At 61.0% G+C, this 14,467-nt stretch carries 15 protein-coding genes; all 15 read left to right on the top strand.

Annotated features, from left to right (window positions below; translation table 11 throughout):
• The first annotated feature begins 35 nt into the window (after positions 1–35).
• The gene (gene hypF / locus BW967_RS05975) at positions 36–2,264 is read left to right on the top strand and encodes a carbamoyltransferase HypF (protein WP_076484144.1); all 2,229 of its coding nucleotides are present in this window, start codon (positions 36–38) and stop codon (positions 2,262–2,264) included.
• A 202-nt stretch (positions 2,265–2,466) separates the two neighbouring features.
• Positions 2,467–3,543 carry a hydrogenase small subunit gene (locus tag BW967_RS05970; RefSeq protein ID WP_076484143.1) on the top strand — a complete coding sequence of 359 codons (1,077 nt, stop codon included), beginning with the start codon at positions 2,467–2,469 and terminating at the stop codon, positions 3,541–3,543.
• A 3-nt stretch (positions 3,544–3,546) separates the two neighbouring features.
• On the top strand, positions 3,547–5,340 hold the full coding sequence (locus BW967_RS05965) for a nickel-dependent hydrogenase large subunit (RefSeq protein WP_076484142.1): 1,794 nt from the start codon (positions 3,547–3,549) through the stop codon (positions 5,338–5,340).
• An 11-nt stretch (positions 5,341–5,351) separates the two neighbouring features.
• Positions 5,352–6,140: a Ni/Fe-hydrogenase, b-type cytochrome subunit gene (gene cybH / locus BW967_RS05960; protein WP_076484141.1), complete on the top strand. Its 789-nt coding sequence runs from the start codon at positions 5,352–5,354 to the stop codon at positions 6,138–6,140.
• A gap of 261 nt (positions 6,141–6,401) precedes the next feature.
• The gene (locus BW967_RS05955) at positions 6,402–7,034 is read left to right on the top strand and encodes a HyaD/HybD family hydrogenase maturation endopeptidase (RefSeq protein ID WP_076484140.1); all 633 of its coding nucleotides are present in this window, start codon (positions 6,402–6,404) and stop codon (positions 7,032–7,034) included.
• The gene (locus BW967_RS05950; RefSeq protein WP_076484139.1) at positions 7,034–7,354 is read left to right on the top strand and encodes a HypC/HybG/HupF family hydrogenase formation chaperone; all 321 of its coding nucleotides are present in this window, start codon (positions 7,034–7,036) and stop codon (positions 7,352–7,354) included. The genes BW967_RS05955 and BW967_RS05950 overlap by 1 nt, the downstream gene beginning before the upstream one ends.
• A 7-nt stretch (positions 7,355–7,361) precedes the next feature.
• On the top strand, positions 7,362–7,778 hold the full coding sequence (locus BW967_RS05945; RefSeq protein WP_083951988.1) for a thioredoxin domain-containing protein: 417 nt from the start codon (positions 7,362–7,364) through the stop codon (positions 7,776–7,778).
• A 3-nt stretch (positions 7,779–7,781) separates the two neighbouring features.
• Complete coding sequence (locus tag BW967_RS05940; RefSeq protein ID WP_076484138.1) at positions 7,782–8,609, top strand: hydrogenase expression/formation protein; 828 nt, start codon at positions 7,782–7,784, stop codon at positions 8,607–8,609.
• Positions 8,606–9,442, top strand: a complete 837-nt coding sequence (locus BW967_RS05935) for a [NiFe]-hydrogenase assembly chaperone HybE (protein WP_076484137.1) — start codon at positions 8,606–8,608, stop codon at positions 9,440–9,442. Before BW967_RS05940 ends, BW967_RS05935 begins: the two co-directional genes overlap by 4 nt.
• On the top strand, positions 9,439–10,323 hold the full coding sequence (locus BW967_RS05930; protein ID WP_076484136.1) for a hypothetical protein: 885 nt from the start codon (positions 9,439–9,441) through the stop codon (positions 10,321–10,323). The genes BW967_RS05935 and BW967_RS05930 overlap by 4 nt, the downstream gene beginning before the upstream one ends.
• Positions 10,316–10,657 (top strand): hydrogenase maturation nickel metallochaperone HypA, encoded by a 342-nt coding sequence (hypA, locus tag BW967_RS05925; protein ID WP_076484135.1) that lies wholly within the window; start codon positions 10,316–10,318, stop codon positions 10,655–10,657. The genes BW967_RS05930 and hypA overlap by 8 nt, the downstream gene beginning before the upstream one ends.
• Complete coding sequence (hypB, locus tag BW967_RS05920) at positions 10,657–11,562, top strand: hydrogenase nickel incorporation protein HypB (protein WP_083951986.1); 906 nt, start codon at positions 10,657–10,659, stop codon at positions 11,560–11,562. Before hypA ends, hypB begins: the two co-directional genes overlap by 1 nt.
• On the top strand, positions 11,562–13,040 hold the full coding sequence (locus BW967_RS05915) for a sigma-54-dependent transcriptional regulator (RefSeq protein WP_076484134.1): 1,479 nt from the start codon (positions 11,562–11,564) through the stop codon (positions 13,038–13,040). Before hypB ends, BW967_RS05915 begins: the two co-directional genes overlap by 1 nt.
• Entirely contained in the window at positions 13,040–13,330 is a 291-nt protein-coding gene (gene hypC / locus BW967_RS05910) for a HypC/HybG/HupF family hydrogenase formation chaperone (protein WP_076484133.1), read from the top strand. Before BW967_RS05915 ends, hypC begins: the two co-directional genes overlap by 1 nt.
• Entirely contained in the window at positions 13,327–14,460 is a 1,134-nt protein-coding gene (gene hypD / locus BW967_RS05905) for a hydrogenase formation protein HypD (protein WP_076484132.1), read from the top strand. Before hypC ends, hypD begins: the two co-directional genes overlap by 4 nt.
• Positions 14,461–14,467 lie beyond the last annotated feature (7 nt).

Raw genomic sequence — 14,467 nt, 5'->3', positions numbered from 1 at the left:
CGCTGCCCCCGGACCCCCGAGAGATTTGAGGCAAGATGAAAGAGCAGGGCTGGCAGATCCGCGTGCGCGGTCAGGTGCAGGGCGTGGGGTTTCGCCCCTTCGTTTGGCAATTGGCGCAGGCACGAGGGCTGCGCGGCGCGGTGCTCAATGATGCCGAAGGGGTGCTGATCCGCGTGCTTGGGCCTGTGGGCGATTTGCCCGAGGCGCTCAAAACGCAGGCCCCGCCCTTGGCACGGGTGGATGCGGTCGAGGTGTCTGTCGCCGTATTTGAGGCTTTACCGAACAGGTTTGAGATTATCGCCTCGGGCGAGCCGGGGGCGGAAACGCGGGTGACACCCGATGCCGCGACCTGCCCGGCATGTTTAGAGGAAATCCGTGGCCACGGGCGGCGGCGCGGCTATGCATTCACCAATTGCACCCATTGCGGGCCGCGTTTCACGATTCTGCAAAGCCTGCCCTATGACCGGGCGCGCACTACGATGGCCCCGTTTGAGATGTGCCCCGAATGCCGGGCTGAATATGAAAACCCGGCTGATCGGCGCTTTCACGCCCAGCCGATTGCTTGCCCCACCTGTGGGCCGCGCATCTGGCTGGAGGTGGGCGGGCAAGAGGTGCCGGGCGATACGCTGGCCCTCGCCGTGGCGCGGCTGCACGCGGGCGAGGTGTTGGCGATCAAGGGGTTGGGTGGTTTTCATCTGGCTTGTGATGCCGCCAACCCGCGCGCGGTGGCAGAGTTGCGCGCCCGCAAGCGCCGCCCGGCCAAACCCTTTGCGCTGATGTGCCGGGAAGGTGATCTGGCGCAGATCGTGACCGTTTCTCCGCAGGCGCTGAGCGCGCTCAAAGACCCCGCCGCGCCGATTGTGTTGATGCCGACGCTTGGCACGCTCCCCGCCAATGTTGCGCCGGGGATGACGGAACTGGGAGTGATGCTGCCCTATACGCCGCTGCATCATTTGCTTCTGGATGCCTTTCAGGGTGTGCTCGTGATGACCTCGGGCAACCTTTCGGGAGAGCCGCAGGTGGTGGGCAATGACGAGGCGCGCGAGAAACTTGCCCCCTTTGCCGATGCGTTCGTGATGCATGACCGGGCAATTGCGCGGCGACTGGATGATAGTGTGCTGCGCGTTGACCCGCCAATGGTGTTGCGCCGCGCGCGTGGTCAGGTGCCGGGCACGCTGCCGTTGCCGCCGGGGTTTGAAGATGCGCCGCAGATCGTGGCTTGTGGTGGGCAGATGAAAGCAGCGCTGTGTCTGATCAAAAACGGGCAAGCGCTTTTGGGCCACCATCTGGGCGAGTTGGATGAGGCGCTGACATGGGAAGCCTATCTTCAGGCCGATGCCGATTATGCCGCGCTTTTTGACCACCAGCCGCAAGCGGTGGCGGTCGATCTGCACCCTGATTTCCGCGCAAGCCGCCACGGGGCGGAACGTGCCGAACGCGAAGGGTTGCAGCTTATTGAGGTGCAACACCACCACGCCCATTTGGCCGCGGTGTTGGGCGAAAACCTTTGGCCGCGCGATGGTGGCAAAGTGGCCGGGATCATTCTCGATGGCTTGGGTCTTGGCCCCGATGGCACCGTTTGGGGGGGCGAGTTGCTCTTGGGCGATTATGCAGGGTTTGAGCGCCGCGCCTGGCTTAAGCCCGCGCCGCTGATTGGCGGGGATCGCGCGCAAATGGAGCCGTGGCGCAATGCGCTGGTGCGGCTTGATGCGGCGGGGCTGTCAGATTGGGCCGATGCGCTCTTTCCCAAAGCGCCGCGCGAAATTGCGCGCCAAATGGCCGCCAAAGGGGTGAATGCGCCGCTCTCTTCGAGTGCGGGGCGGCTTTTTGATGCGGTCGCGGGCTGTTTGGGGCTGTGCGCGGCGGGACAAAGCTATGAGGGCGAGGCGGCGATGCGGTTGGAAGCCTTGGCCGCCCGCGCCGAGGCCTCGCCGCAGATCAGGTTCGCGGGGGAGGGCGCAGAGATTGACCCGGCACCGCTCTTTTTGCAGTTGGCCGAGGGGGGCGATGCGGCCGGGCTCGCCTATGCCGCGCATGAAGCTTTGGCCGAGGCTTTTGCGGTCCGTGCGCGTGCGTTTGTGCAGAGCGGCGCGGCGCAGGCGGTGGCGCTGTCTGGTGGTGTTTTCCAAAACGCGCTGATGTCACAACTTATGGCTGAAAAGCTTTTTGACATTCCGCTTTTGACGCAACGTCAGATTCCCGCAAATGACGGGGGGCTCGCCTTCGGTCAGGCGCTGGTCGCGGCGACAAAATTGGAAACATAGCTTTCGAAGTGGAAAGTTAATCGGATAGTATTCTTTCGGAAATTTGCGGTGACAAAATCACACGACATTGTTTTTAAACAATAATTTTTTCTGCGACATTTTGTCAGTTCTTAATGGCTCTACCTTGGTCAATCGGCACAATCAGAAGCCTACCAAGGGCGCGCCTGGGATGTCTGGCCGGCCCCAGGCAAGGGAGGGACAATTGTCGCAAATCGAAACCTTCTATGATGTCATGCGGCGTCAGGGGATCACCCGCCGCAGCTTCATGAAATACTGTTCTCTGACCGCTGCGGCGCTGGGGCTTGGTCCGAGCTTTGTGCCGAAAATCGCCCATGCGATGGAAACGAAACCGCGTACCCCGGTGATCTGGGTGCATGGTCTTGAATGCACCTGCTGTTCGGAAAGCTTCATCCGTTCGGCGCATCCGCTGGCAAAAGATGTCGTGCTGTCGATGATCTCGCTCGATTATGACGACACGCTGATGGCTGCTGCGGGCCATGCTGCCGAAGCCGCCTTTGAAGAGACGATCGAGAAATACAAGGGCAATTACATCCTCGCGGTTGAGGGCAACCCGCCGCTCAACGAAGATGGGATGTTCTGCATCACCGGCGGCAAGCCGTTCGTTGAAAAGCTGCGCCACGCTGCGAAAGACGCGAAAGCGATCATCAGCTGGGGGGCCTGTGCGTCCTATGGCTGTGTGCAGGCCGCCGCGCCGAACCCGACCCAAGCTACCCCGGTGCATAAGGTCATCACCGATAAGCCGATCATCAAAGTGCCCGGCTGCCCGCCGATTGCTGAGGTGATGACCGGGGTGATCACCTATATGCTGACCTTTGACCGGATGCCGGAGCTTGACCGCCAAGGCCGCCCGGCGATGTTCTATTCCCAGCGCATCCACGACAAATGCTACCGTCGTCCGCACTTTGACGCGGGGCAGTTCGTCGAGCAATGGGACGATGAGGCCGCGCGCAAGGGCTATTGCCTTTACAAAATGGGCTGCAAAGGGCCGACCACCTACAACGCCTGCTCGACGGTGCGTTGGAACGAAGGGGTCAGCTTCCCGATCCAATCGGGCCACGGCTGTATTGGCTGCTCGGAAGACGGGTTCTGGGATCAGCACGGCTTCTATGAGCGTGTGACCGGCATCAAGCAATTCGGCATTGAGGCGACGGCGGACCAGATCGGCTTTGCCACCACCGCCGTCGTGGGCGGTGCCGTTGCCGTTCATGCCGCTGCATCCGCGCTCAAACGCGCCCAGAAAAAGACCGAGGAGGCGTAAGCCATGACGACCCAAACGCCGAACGGCTTCACCCTCGACAATTCCGGCAAGCGTGTCGTCGTTGATCCTGTCACCCGGATCGAAGGCCATATGCGTTGCGAAGTGAACGTCAACGATGAAGGTATCATCACCAATGCGGTGTCCACCGGCACCATGTGGCGTGGCCTTGAAGTGATCTTGAAGGGCCGCGACCCGCGCGATGCTTGGGCCTTCACCGAGCGGATCTGTGGTGTCTGCACCGGCACCCACGCGTTGACCTCGGTCCGCGCGGTGGAAGATGCGTTGGGGATCACCATTCCCGATAACGCCAACTCGATCCGCAACATCATGCAGTTGGCGCTGCAAATTCACGACCACATCGTGCACTTCTACCACCTGCACGCGCTCGATTGGGTGAACCCGGTCAATGCGTTGCGCGCCGATCCGAAGGCGACCTCGGAGCTGCAGCAGATGGTCAGCCCGAGCCACCCGATGTCGAGCCCGGGCTATTTCCGCGATGTGCAGAACCGGCTCAAAAAGTTCGTCGAAAGCGGGCAGTTGGGGCTGTTCAAGAACGGCTACTGGGATAACCCGGCCTATCTTCTGCCGCCCGAAGCCGATCTGATGGCGACGACGCACTACCTTGAAGCGCTTGATCTGCAAAAAGAAATCGTCAAGGTCCACACGATCTTTGGCGGTAAGAACCCGCATCCGAACTGGCTTGTGGGCGGCGTGCCTTGCGCGATCAACGTGCACGGCGTGGGCGCGGTTGGCGCGATCAACATGGAGCGGCTCAACCTCGTTTCCTCGATCATCGACAAATGCATGGAGTTCAACAAGAACGTCTATCTGCCCGACGTTGTGGCGATTGGCGGCTTCTATAAGAACTGGCTCTATGGCGGTGGTCTGTCGTCGAAATCGGTTCTGGCTTACGGCGATATTCCGGAGCATCCGAATGATTTCAGCGCCGATCAACTGCATCTGCCGCGCGGCGCGATCATCAATGGCAACCTCAATGAGGTGCATGACGTTGATGTGCGTGACCCCGAGCAGGTTCAGGAATTTGTCGATCACTCGTGGTATGACTACGGCGAGCCGGGCAAAGGTCTGCATCCGTGGGATGGCGAGACGAACCCGAAATTCGAACTGGGCCCGAACCTGAAAGGCACCCGGACCCATATCGAAGAAATCGACGAAAGCGCGAAATATTCGTGGATCAAGGCACCACGTTGGCGCGGCCATGCGATGGAGGTGGGGCCGCTCTCGCGCTACATCATCGGCTATGCCAAGGGTCACGAAGACATCAAGAACCAAGTCGAAGGCTTGTTGCGCACGATGGACCTGCCGGTCGAGGCGCTGTTCTCGACGTTGGGCCGCACCGCGGCGCGCGCGCTCGAATCCGAATATTGCGGGCGTTTGCAGAAGCACTTCTTCGACAAGCTGATCACCAATATCAAAAACGGCGACAGCTCGACCGCCAATGTCGAAAAGTGGGATCCGAAAACCTGGCCGAAAGAGGCCAAAGGTGTGGGCATGACCGAGGCGCCGCGCGGTGCGCTTGGCCACTGGGTCCGCATCAAGGATGGCCGGATCGAGAACTATCAATGCGTCGTGCCGACGACTTGGAACGGTTCGCCGCGCGATAGTCAGGGCAATATCGGCGCCTTTGAGGCCTCGCTTCTGGACACCAAAATGGAGCGTCCCGAAGAGCCGGTGGAAATTCTGCGCACGCTGCACAGCTTCGACCCCTGCCTTGCTTGCTCGACCCATGTGATGTCGCCCGATGGCGCGCCGCTCACCACCGTCAAAGTGCGGTAAAGGGGGGCGCCATGCGGAAGATTACTGACGAAAGGATCTACGAACCAAAGGTCCGGCCGGAGGAGATGCTTGAGGCGTCTCGTCTGACCGGGGACGCCACCCTTGAAGACCTTGAAAGCATCCGTCGCCGCACGTCTGTATATGTGTATGAGGCGCCGGTGCGGATCTGGCATTGGGTCAACGCCCTGTGCATCACCATCCTGTGCGTGACGGGCTACCTGATCGGGGCCCCGCTGCCGAGCATGGAGTTTTCGGAAGCCACGAACCAATTCGTGATGGGCTATATGCGTTTTGCCCATTTCGCAGCGGGCACGGTGCTTTCGATCGGGTTCTTGGCGCGGATCTACTGGGCCTTTGTGGGCAACAGCCACGCCCGGCAGATGTTCTATGTGCCGATCTTCAACCTGCGCTACTGGAAGGAATTTATCTTCGAGTTGAAGTGGTACATGTTCCTTGAGGAAGAGCCGAAGAAATACATCGGCCACAACCCTCTGGCGCATATGGCGATGTTCACCTTCATCACGTTGGGCATCACCTTCATGATGATCACCGGCTGGGCGCTTTATGCCGAAGGTGCGGGGCAGGGCAGCCTTCCCGATACGCTCTTTGGTTGGGTGTTGGGGCTCGTGCAAAACAGCCAGCGGCTGCACACCTTGCATCACCTTGGCATGTGGTCGATCGTGGTCTTTGCGATCATCCATATCTATGCCGCGATCCGCGAAGATGTGATGAGCCGTCAATCCATGGTTTCCACCATGATTTCGGGCCATCGGACCTTCAAAGACGACCGGATCGAGTGATCTGAAGAACAGATTTGGGCCGGGCGTGAGTCTCTCACGCCCGGCTTTTTCGTGGAAATCATGCTTCCAATTGTCGCGCTAACTTGGTAACAAGGTTTCCGAAGAGGGGTCTTTGCGACTCGCTTTCCCGCTATTTGCGCCGCGCCTATTGGGGTGACGGTGGCAACGCTGCAGTTTTGCGGCGCCGGGAAGGTGTGTCCGTAGCCTCAGATTTCGCGGCGCATCTGCGCGCGGTCGCAGACAGGTCCAGGGAGGGGACTCATGCAAGAAATCAGGCCCGAACGGGTGCTCGTTCTTGGCATTGGCAATGTGCTTTGGGCCGATGAGGGCTTCGGCGTGCGTTGCGTTGAAACCATGTCGCAAACCCATGCTTTGCCCGAAAATGTTCGCCTGCTGGATGGTGGCACGCAGGGGCTCTACCTGCTGCCGTTTCTGGAAGAGGCCGATGCGCTCTTGGTTTTTGATGCGGTCGATTTTGGCCTGACGCCCGGCACTTTGGTGACGATGCGCGATGGCGATGTGCCTGCCTTCATGGGGGCGAAGAAAATGAGCCTGCATCAGACCGGCTTCCAAGACGTGATCGCGACCGCGCAACTGATGGGCTATTGCCCAGAACATATGACGCTGATCGGCTGCCAGCCGGTGGAGCTCGAGGATTACGGAGGCAGCCTGCGCCCCGCCGTTTCCGCGCAAATCCCCCACGCGCTTGCCGAAGCGGTGCGCGAACTCGCCAGCTGGGGCATCACCGTCACCGAGGGCGCGACGCCCAGCAATGATCTGGTCGACCCTTCGCTCGCCCGCGATGCTTATGAACAAGGTCGCCCCGCCGAAGATGATGCCTGCCGCATTGGCGATTACCGCTTCTTCCCCAGCGCAGCAAAGGTCCGTGCCTGATGTGCGTTGGTGTGCCTGTGCAACTGATCGCGGTGGATGGCATCCGCGGCGATGTGATCGAAGATGGTGTCCCCGGCATGGTCGATCTGTCGCTCACCCCCGAGGCGCAGCCCGGTGATTGGATTTTGGCCTTTCTGGGCGCCGCCCGCGAGGTCATTTCGGCGGAGGAAGCCGAAAAAATCTCTGCCGCTTTGGGGGGCTTGCGCAGCCTGATGCAGGGCGGCGATCTGGGCGAAGCCTTCGCTGACCTTGAAAGCCGCAGCCCGCAACTTCCGCCCCATTTGCAAGCCGCGCTTGATGCCGGCAAGACCACTGCCTGAGGTTCCCATGCACGATTTTGCCATGCCCGATACCGCGCCCAAATCGGGTAAAATCCACCCGCTGGTCACGCGGCTGACCGAAGAATTCGCCTATCCTCGGCTCGAAAACGGCTCGGATCTTGCCGAGTTTACCCGCCGCCCCGGCGTGCATTGCCTCTTTGTGCCCGGTGATGCGGCGCGCAACCTTGAAACGCCCGATGCCGCCGTGGTGCTGCCCGAACTGCGCCAAGCCTTTCAAAACGGCTTTGACTGCGCCGTGGTGGGCGATGGCATCGAAACCACCCTGCGGGAGGAAACCCGCGTGTTGAAAACGCCCTCTTTTATCTTCTTTCGGGAAGGCGAATTTTTGGGCGGCATCGAAAAGATCCGTGATTGGGATGATTACATCGCCCGCACCTCCCATATTCTGACTGCGAAAGGCTGAGCCATGGTTTCGAATTTCCATCTGCCCCCCGTTGGCTTTGGCCCCGGTTCGCAGCCCGAAGAGCAAGAAGAGCTGGGCTACATGCAACTGCCCGAGGGGATGCGCACCTATGAAAGCCATCTGCCTGAGGTCGAAGATAGCTCTGCCGTGGCGCCCGCGCTGAAGCTGTTGTCTGACATTGCGGCGGCTTGTGAAGCCGTGGCCGTGGGCGGCATGGCGAGCTTTGATCTGACGGGGCTTGATGCGCAAAACCGTGCCTTGATTGCTGAGACGATGGGGCAGGGCGAAGTCGCGATGAAGATCCGCGGTATCCCCGCGCTGATGGTGCAAGAATCCGTCTTTGCGGGTGTTTGGAACGTAGCAGGCGCGGGCGTGGACCGGATCGAAGTGGCGAACGTGCCCGCAGATTCGCTTAGCCGCGCTTTCGAGCCGTTCCGTGCCGCCAAAGGGGCCAGCCATCCGCGTGGCGAAGGCGTTGTGAACGCCCCCGCGCTCTTGGCCGAACTGCTCGATAAATCGGCAAGTTACATGGGTGGCGAGCCGCATGTGATCAACCTCTCGCTCTTGCCCCATACCGAGCAAGACCTTGTTTGGCTTGATGAAACGGCGGGCGAAGGCGCGGTCACGATCCTGTCGCGCGGCTATGGCAATTGCCGGATCACCGCGACCGCGCTGCCGCATGTGTGGCGCGTGCAGTTCTTCAATTCGATGGATGCGCTGATCCTTGATACGTTTGAGGTGACCACCATGCCCGAAGTGGCGCTTGCCGCGCGCGAAGATCTGGAAGACAGCGCGGGCCGCATTCGCGAAGTGCTGGAGGCCATTCGATGACCGCCCCACGCGCTGGGTTTGAAGGCAGCTATTTGGGCGCCAATGACCGCATCTCTGATCAGGCGATCATGGAATGCAAAATCTGTTGGACGCCCTATGACCCGGCGCAGGGCGATGATTTTCGTCAAGTCCTGCCCGGAACGCCCTTTGCGGGGCTGCCTGAAGATTGGCATTGCCCCAATTGCGATGCGCCGAAAGAGCAGTTCATTGTGCAGTCAGACCCCGGCGCGCCGGGGCTGATTGAGCAAAAGCGCATCGACGACCAAGTCGCGCTTTTGGTCGCCGATTTCCGCGAGATTTGGCACGCGAAAATGCGTGATGTGCCGCTGGTGAACAAGGCTCTTTCGATCGAGGCGGTGGGCTTTATGCCCTATGAGGGGCGCGGTCTGGGCGTGCTGATGTCGCCTTGGTTCATGAACCTTGTGCTGTTGCCGGGCGAGGGGGAGGATTGGTCCACCCTGACGCCGGGCGATAAGGAAGATCTGCGCTTCCCCTCGGGCACCTATGAATTCATTCACAACCGGCGTGAAATGGTGGGCGGCTATAAGGCTTGCGCGCTCTTTTCCGCTATGGGGGATTTCCAGACCCAGATGCAGGCGCGCGATGTCGCCCGCGCGGTGATGGGGGAACTCTTCAAAGAGGAAAACCGCGCCGAAACCACCCGCTCGGGCGATATTCGCGCCGCGCGGGAGGCGGAATTGGCTGCGGTTGAAGCGGCTGAGACGGAAGAGGCAGAGGCGCAAGCCCGGGCCGAGGCGCTGGCGCAACCCAGCCGCCGTCAGTTGATTTCAGCGGGGCTTGCGAGCGACAAGCCGGAGGAGGGCACGGCGTGAGCGCCGATCTCGGTATTCGACTGGCTTCGGACGGGGCACGGCTGGTGGCAGAGATCACGCCGCCCGACCCGTTGCCATTGGCGCAATTGCTGATTGGGCGCCCGGTTGAAGAGGCGGCAGAACTGCTGCCGCGTCTTTTCAACCTCTGTGGCGCGGCGCAAGGTCATGCCGCGCGGCTGGCTTTGGGGTTGCACGGCACAGCGGAATTGGCGCAGCGCGAGATTTTGCGCGACCACCTTGCCAAAATCTGCCTGATCTGGCCGCGTTTGTTGGACCTTCCCCCCCGCCCCCTGCCCGAGAATTGGGGTGAAGGTGGCGCCGTGTTGCAAGACTGGATTTGGGGCGGGCCGAAGCCCGAGCGACTGGCGGCTTTTCTGGTTTCTGGCAAAGGGGTCGCGCCGCTTTTGGCCGAGGTTGCGCATCGGTTTTCGCCCGGTGATGCGGTGGCCGACTTGCCGCCGCTGACCAATCCGATGACCTTGATCCCGCAAGAAAACTCGCCCGCAGGACGGGTGGCGGATGCGCCCTTGATGCACCAAGCAGAAACCCTTTGGGGGCGGGGGCCGTTGTGGCGCGTGCTGGGGCGGATCATTGATTTGCATCGCTTGGCCGAGGCGCCCTTGCCCTCTGAATTGCGCCCAGATGGCACTGCCGTTGTGGCGGCGGCACGCGGCGCCTATGCACTGGCCGCGGATGCTGAAGAGGGCCGCTTGGCGCGTTTGGCGCGCGTGACCCCCACCGATCATTTGCTGGTCGAAGGGGGGGCTTTGGACCAAAGCCTTGCCGCGCTGCCGCCAAATAAGGCCGAGCTGGCGGCCTTGGTCGTGGATATTCTGGACCCGTGCTTCCCCGTGCATTTGGAGATGGCTGCCAATGCATGAGATGTCGATTGTTGAGGGCATTCGCTCGGTCATTGAAGACGCAGGCCGCGCGCAAGGGTTTGAGCGGGTCACCAAGGTGCGGCTCGAAATTGGCCGCATGTCGGGGGTAGAGATCGGCGCGCTCGAATTCGCCTTTGACGTGGTGATGAACGGCTCCATCGCCGAAGGGGCCGAACTCGAAATTCTCAACATTCCGGGCAAAGCTTTGTGCTTTGACTGCGAAAAAACAGTAGAAGTTGAACATCGTCTCGATACCTGCCCCAATTGCGGCGGCGCGCGCCTGTTGGTGCAAGGGGGCGACGAAATGCGGATCAAAGATCTGGAGGTGCTCTGATGTGCACGGTTTGCGGCTGTGGTGGCCATAGCGTCGAAGATCAATTCAAGGCGCATCTGGAAAAGACGGGGCAGGCGATGGCGGCCCCGAAAGCGCCCTTCGCTGTGCTGGCTACCGCAGCAGGCGCCGCTGCATCGCACAGCCACTCCCATGATCATGGCACCATTCACGCCCATGGCGCGGAGTGCACACATGACATTCACCTTGGTCACGGCCCGGCTGGCACCGAAGTGCCCGGCATGACACAGGCGCGTTTGGTCGAGATTGAGACGGACATCTTGTCCAAAAACAACAACTACGCCGCGCGGAACCGTGAAAACCTCGCGAAAAAGGGTGTTTTTGCAACCAACCTCGTTTCCTCTCCCGGCTCTGGCAAAACCACGCTTTTGGTGAAAACCATCGAAATGCTGGGGGGCGCCCCCTTGGCGGTGATTGAGGGCGATCAGCAAACCACTAATGATGCGGACCGTATCCGGGCCACCGGCGCGCCCGCGATTCAGGTCAATACCGGCAAGGGCTGCCATCTTGATGGTGCGATGATCGAACAGGCCTTGGCGCGGATGCCGCTGCCGGATGGCGCGCTTTTGTTCATTGAAAACGTGGGCAACCTTGTGTGCCCGGCGGCCTTTGATTTGGGCGAAGATGCAAAGGTTGCGATTTTGTCTGTGACCGAGGGCGAAGATAAGCCCCTGAAATACCCGGATATGTTTGCGGCGGCCGGGCTCGCGCTGATCAATAAGGTCGATCTTGCCCCGCATTGTGACGTTGATCTCGATCTTTACGAAGCCAACATTCGCCGCGTGAACCCCGCCATTGAGGTGCTGCGCGTTTCCGCCCGCACCGGCGAGGGGATGCAGGCTTGGATTGAGTGGCTGCGCGCCGGACTTGCGCGCAAGGCAAGCTGATGTCGGCGACGGCCCCCGCGATATTGCTCGTTGATGACGAGCCGCATTCGCTCAGCGCGATGAAACTCGCGCTGGAGGATGATTTTGATATCCTCACCGCCAAGGGGGCCGCTGAGGCGCTGGCGATCTTGGAAGAAGAATGGGTGCAGGTGATCATCTGCGACCAGCGGATGCCGGGGCGCACGGGCGTTGATTTTCTGACCGAGGTGCGCGAGCGCTGGCCCGAAACGGTGCGGGTGATCCTTACGGGATATACCGATAGCGCCTCGATGATGACGGCGATCAATGAAGCCGGTATCCACCAGTTTTTGACCAAGCCTTGGCATCCTGAGCAGCTTTTGGCCTCGGCCCGCAACGCGGCGCGAATGTTTGCGTTGGCGCGCGAAAACGAGCGCCTCTCGCTTGAGATGCGGCTGCTGAACTCCACCCAGGAAAGCCGGGTGGAAAAGCGTCGTCGGGCGCTGCGCGAAGGGATGGGGTTTGAAACGATCCTGCGCAGTCCGCATTCGGCGATGAATGAGGCGGTGACGCTGGCGCGCCAATTTGCCAGTTTCGATGTGCCGGTTTTGGTGCGCGGCGAGCCGGGCTCTGGTCGCGCGCAAATGGCGCGGGCGATGCATTATGTGTCCTTGCGCTCTGACAAGCCGTTTTACGAACTCAACCTTGCGGGCATGCCAGAAGAGCTTGCAATGGTAGAACTTTTCGGCGCGCGGCGGGGGATTTTGCCCGGTGGCGTCGCCAAGATTGGCCTTGCGCAAAAGGCTGACCGGGGCACGCTGTTCATTGCCGGCATCGAGACGGCGAGCCCGGCGCTGCAGCTCGCGCTGATCCGTATGTTGACCGAAGGTGCCGTGACCCCCCTTGGCGGGCAGGAAACCGCGAGCACGAACCTGCGCCTGATCACTGGCGCATCAGCCGATTTGCGCGCGCTGGTGGCAGAGGGCAGCTTCCGTTCGGACCTTTATTATGCGCTCTCCACCGGGGAGGTGACGATCCCGCCGCTGCGTGCCCGGCGGGGAGATGTGGCGATCTTGGCGCAGAACTTCTTGGCCGAGGCGGCGGCGCGGCACGGCAAGCCGGTTCTAGGCTTTGATGGCCCGGCGCTTGATTTTCTTGAGAATTACGATTGGCCGGGCAACCTGCGCGAACTTTCTAACGAGGTTACGCGGATGCTGATGTTTGCGCAGTCAAATACGCTTGGGGCTGATCTAATCTCGCGCCACATTTTGCAGGCCGCTCCGAATGAAGAGGGCGCAGATCGTTCGGCTGAAGAGGTGATGACGGCCTCTGGCACGCTCAAAGACCGTGTTGAACTGATTGAAATGCGGATCTTGCGCGAAACACTGACGCGTTGCCGCTGGAACAAAAGCCGCGCGGCGGCGGAACTGGGGCTCAGCCGGGTCGGGCTGCGCGCCAAGCTGGAAAGATACGGCATCATCGACCCTTCGGGGCGGGTGTCCGAAGAGGAGGAAAGCTGATGTGTCTGGGCATTCCGGGGCAGATCGTTGAGATCACCGATCCCGCGCGCATGGCCGCGATGGCCGAGGTCTCGGGCGTGCGGCGCGAGGTGAATGTGGCTTGCGTGGCCGAGGGCCCGCTTGAGGGACTCATTGGTCAATGGGCGCTCATTCATGTGGGTTTTGCGATGAGCCTGATTGATGAAGAAGAAGCCGCGAAAACGCTGGACGCGCTGCGCGATTTGGGCGAGGCGCAAGAGGCGCTGGAGCAGATGGCGGCGGGCGATGCGGCGCTGGAGGGGCGGGCATGAAATTCGCCTCTGAATTCCGCGATCCGGCGCTGGCCAAGGCACTTTTGGCCGAAATCGCCAAGCTGGCGGATCAAATCGGGGCCAGTAAAGAAAAGCCCGTGCATATTATGGAGATTTGCGGCGGGCATACGCATTCGATCTTCCGCTATGGGCTCGATAAGCTGATCCATGAAGGGGTCGAGTTCATCCACGGCCCCGGCTGCCCGGTTTGCGTTTTGCCGCGCGCGCGGGTCGATGAATGCATCGAAATCGCGCAAAAAGACGGTGTGATCTTTTGCACCTTTGGCGATGCGATGCGGGTGCCGGGCTCGAAACTGAGCCTTTTGCAGGCAAAGGCCGAGGGCGCGGATGTGCGCATGGTCTATAGCCCGCTCGATGCGCTGGAAATTGCGCGGCGCAACCCCGCGCGGGAAGTGGTGTTTTTCGGGCTGGGGTTTGAGACCACAACCCCTTCCACCGCGCTTGCCATTCAGGCGGCGGCGCGCGAGGGGCTGACGAATTTCAGCGTTTTTTGTAACCACATCACCGTGCCGGAACCCATTAAGGCGCTGCTGGATGACCCGCATATGTGCCTTGATGGCTTTATCGGGCCGGGCCATGTGTCGATGGTGATTGGCATTCACCCCTATGATTTCATTGCGCAAGACTATGGCAAGCCGATCGTGGTGGCGGGGTTCGAACCGACCGATCTTTTGCAATCGGTGCTGATGGTATTGCGCCAGATCGCTGAAGGCGTGGCGCGGGTGGAAAACCAATATGCCCGCGTGGTGCCCGAGCATGGCAATAAGGTCAGCATCGCCGCGATGGCGGATGTGTATGAAAAGCGCCCGTCGTTTGAATGGCGGGGTTTGGGCGAGATTGATGCCTCTGGCCTGCGCATCCGGGAGGCCTATCGCGCCTTTGACGCCGAAGAGAAATTCGCCATCGGCTATGCGGGCGTGCGCGCTGTCGTCGAAGAGGCCGAGGGCTGCGCTTGTGGGGCGGTGATGACGGGGCGCATGAAGCCGCCGGCCTGCCCGCAATTTGGCAAGGGCTGCACGCCCGAAATGCCGCTGGGCGCGTTGATGGTAAGTTCTGAGGGCGCTTGCGCGGCCTATTGGCAATATGGGGGCGCGCGGGCGGCGGAGTGAACAGCCG

The organism is Rhodobacter aestuarii (assembly GCF_900156655.1).
In the GTDB taxonomy this organism is placed as follows: Bacteria; Pseudomonadota; Alphaproteobacteria; order Rhodobacterales; family Rhodobacteraceae; genus Rhodobacter; species Rhodobacter aestuarii.
Note: the sequence above shows the minus strand (reverse complement) of the source record. Positions and strands in the feature narration are given on the sequence as shown.

Bases quoted from the DNA above. Each gene is read 5' to 3' on its own strand.
- cybH (WP_076484141.1), top strand. From the start codon at position 5,352: ATGCGGAAGATTACTGACGAAAGGATCTACGAACCAAAGGTCCGGCCG.
- hypC (WP_076484133.1), top strand. From the start codon at position 13,040: ATGTGTCTGGGCATTCCGGGGCAGATCGTTGAGATCACCGATCCCGCG.
- BW967_RS05935 (WP_076484137.1), top strand. From the start codon at position 8,606: ATGACCGCCCCACGCGCTGGGTTTGAAGGCAGCTATTTGGGCGCCAAT.
- BW967_RS05965 (WP_076484142.1), top strand. From the start codon at position 3,547: ATGACGACCCAAACGCCGAACGGCTTCACCCTCGACAATTCCGGCAAG.
- BW967_RS05915 (WP_076484134.1), top strand. From the start codon at position 11,562: ATGTCGGCGACGGCCCCCGCGATATTGCTCGTTGATGACGAGCCGCAT.
- BW967_RS05950 (WP_076484139.1), top strand. From the start codon at position 7,034: ATGTGCGTTGGTGTGCCTGTGCAACTGATCGCGGTGGATGGCATCCGC.
- hypA (WP_076484135.1), top strand. From the start codon at position 10,316: ATGCATGAGATGTCGATTGTTGAGGGCATTCGCTCGGTCATTGAAGAC.
- BW967_RS05945 (WP_083951988.1), top strand. From the start codon at position 7,362: ATGCACGATTTTGCCATGCCCGATACCGCGCCCAAATCGGGTAAAATC.
- BW967_RS05940 (WP_076484138.1), top strand. From the start codon at position 7,782: ATGGTTTCGAATTTCCATCTGCCCCCCGTTGGCTTTGGCCCCGGTTCG.
- hypB (WP_083951986.1), top strand. From the start codon at position 10,657: ATGTGCACGGTTTGCGGCTGTGGTGGCCATAGCGTCGAAGATCAATTC.
- hypD (WP_076484132.1), top strand. From the start codon at position 13,327: ATGAAATTCGCCTCTGAATTCCGCGATCCGGCGCTGGCCAAGGCACTT.
- BW967_RS05955 (WP_076484140.1), top strand. From the start codon at position 6,402: ATGCAAGAAATCAGGCCCGAACGGGTGCTCGTTCTTGGCATTGGCAAT.
- hypF (WP_076484144.1), top strand. From the start codon at position 36: ATGAAAGAGCAGGGCTGGCAGATCCGCGTGCGCGGTCAGGTGCAGGGC.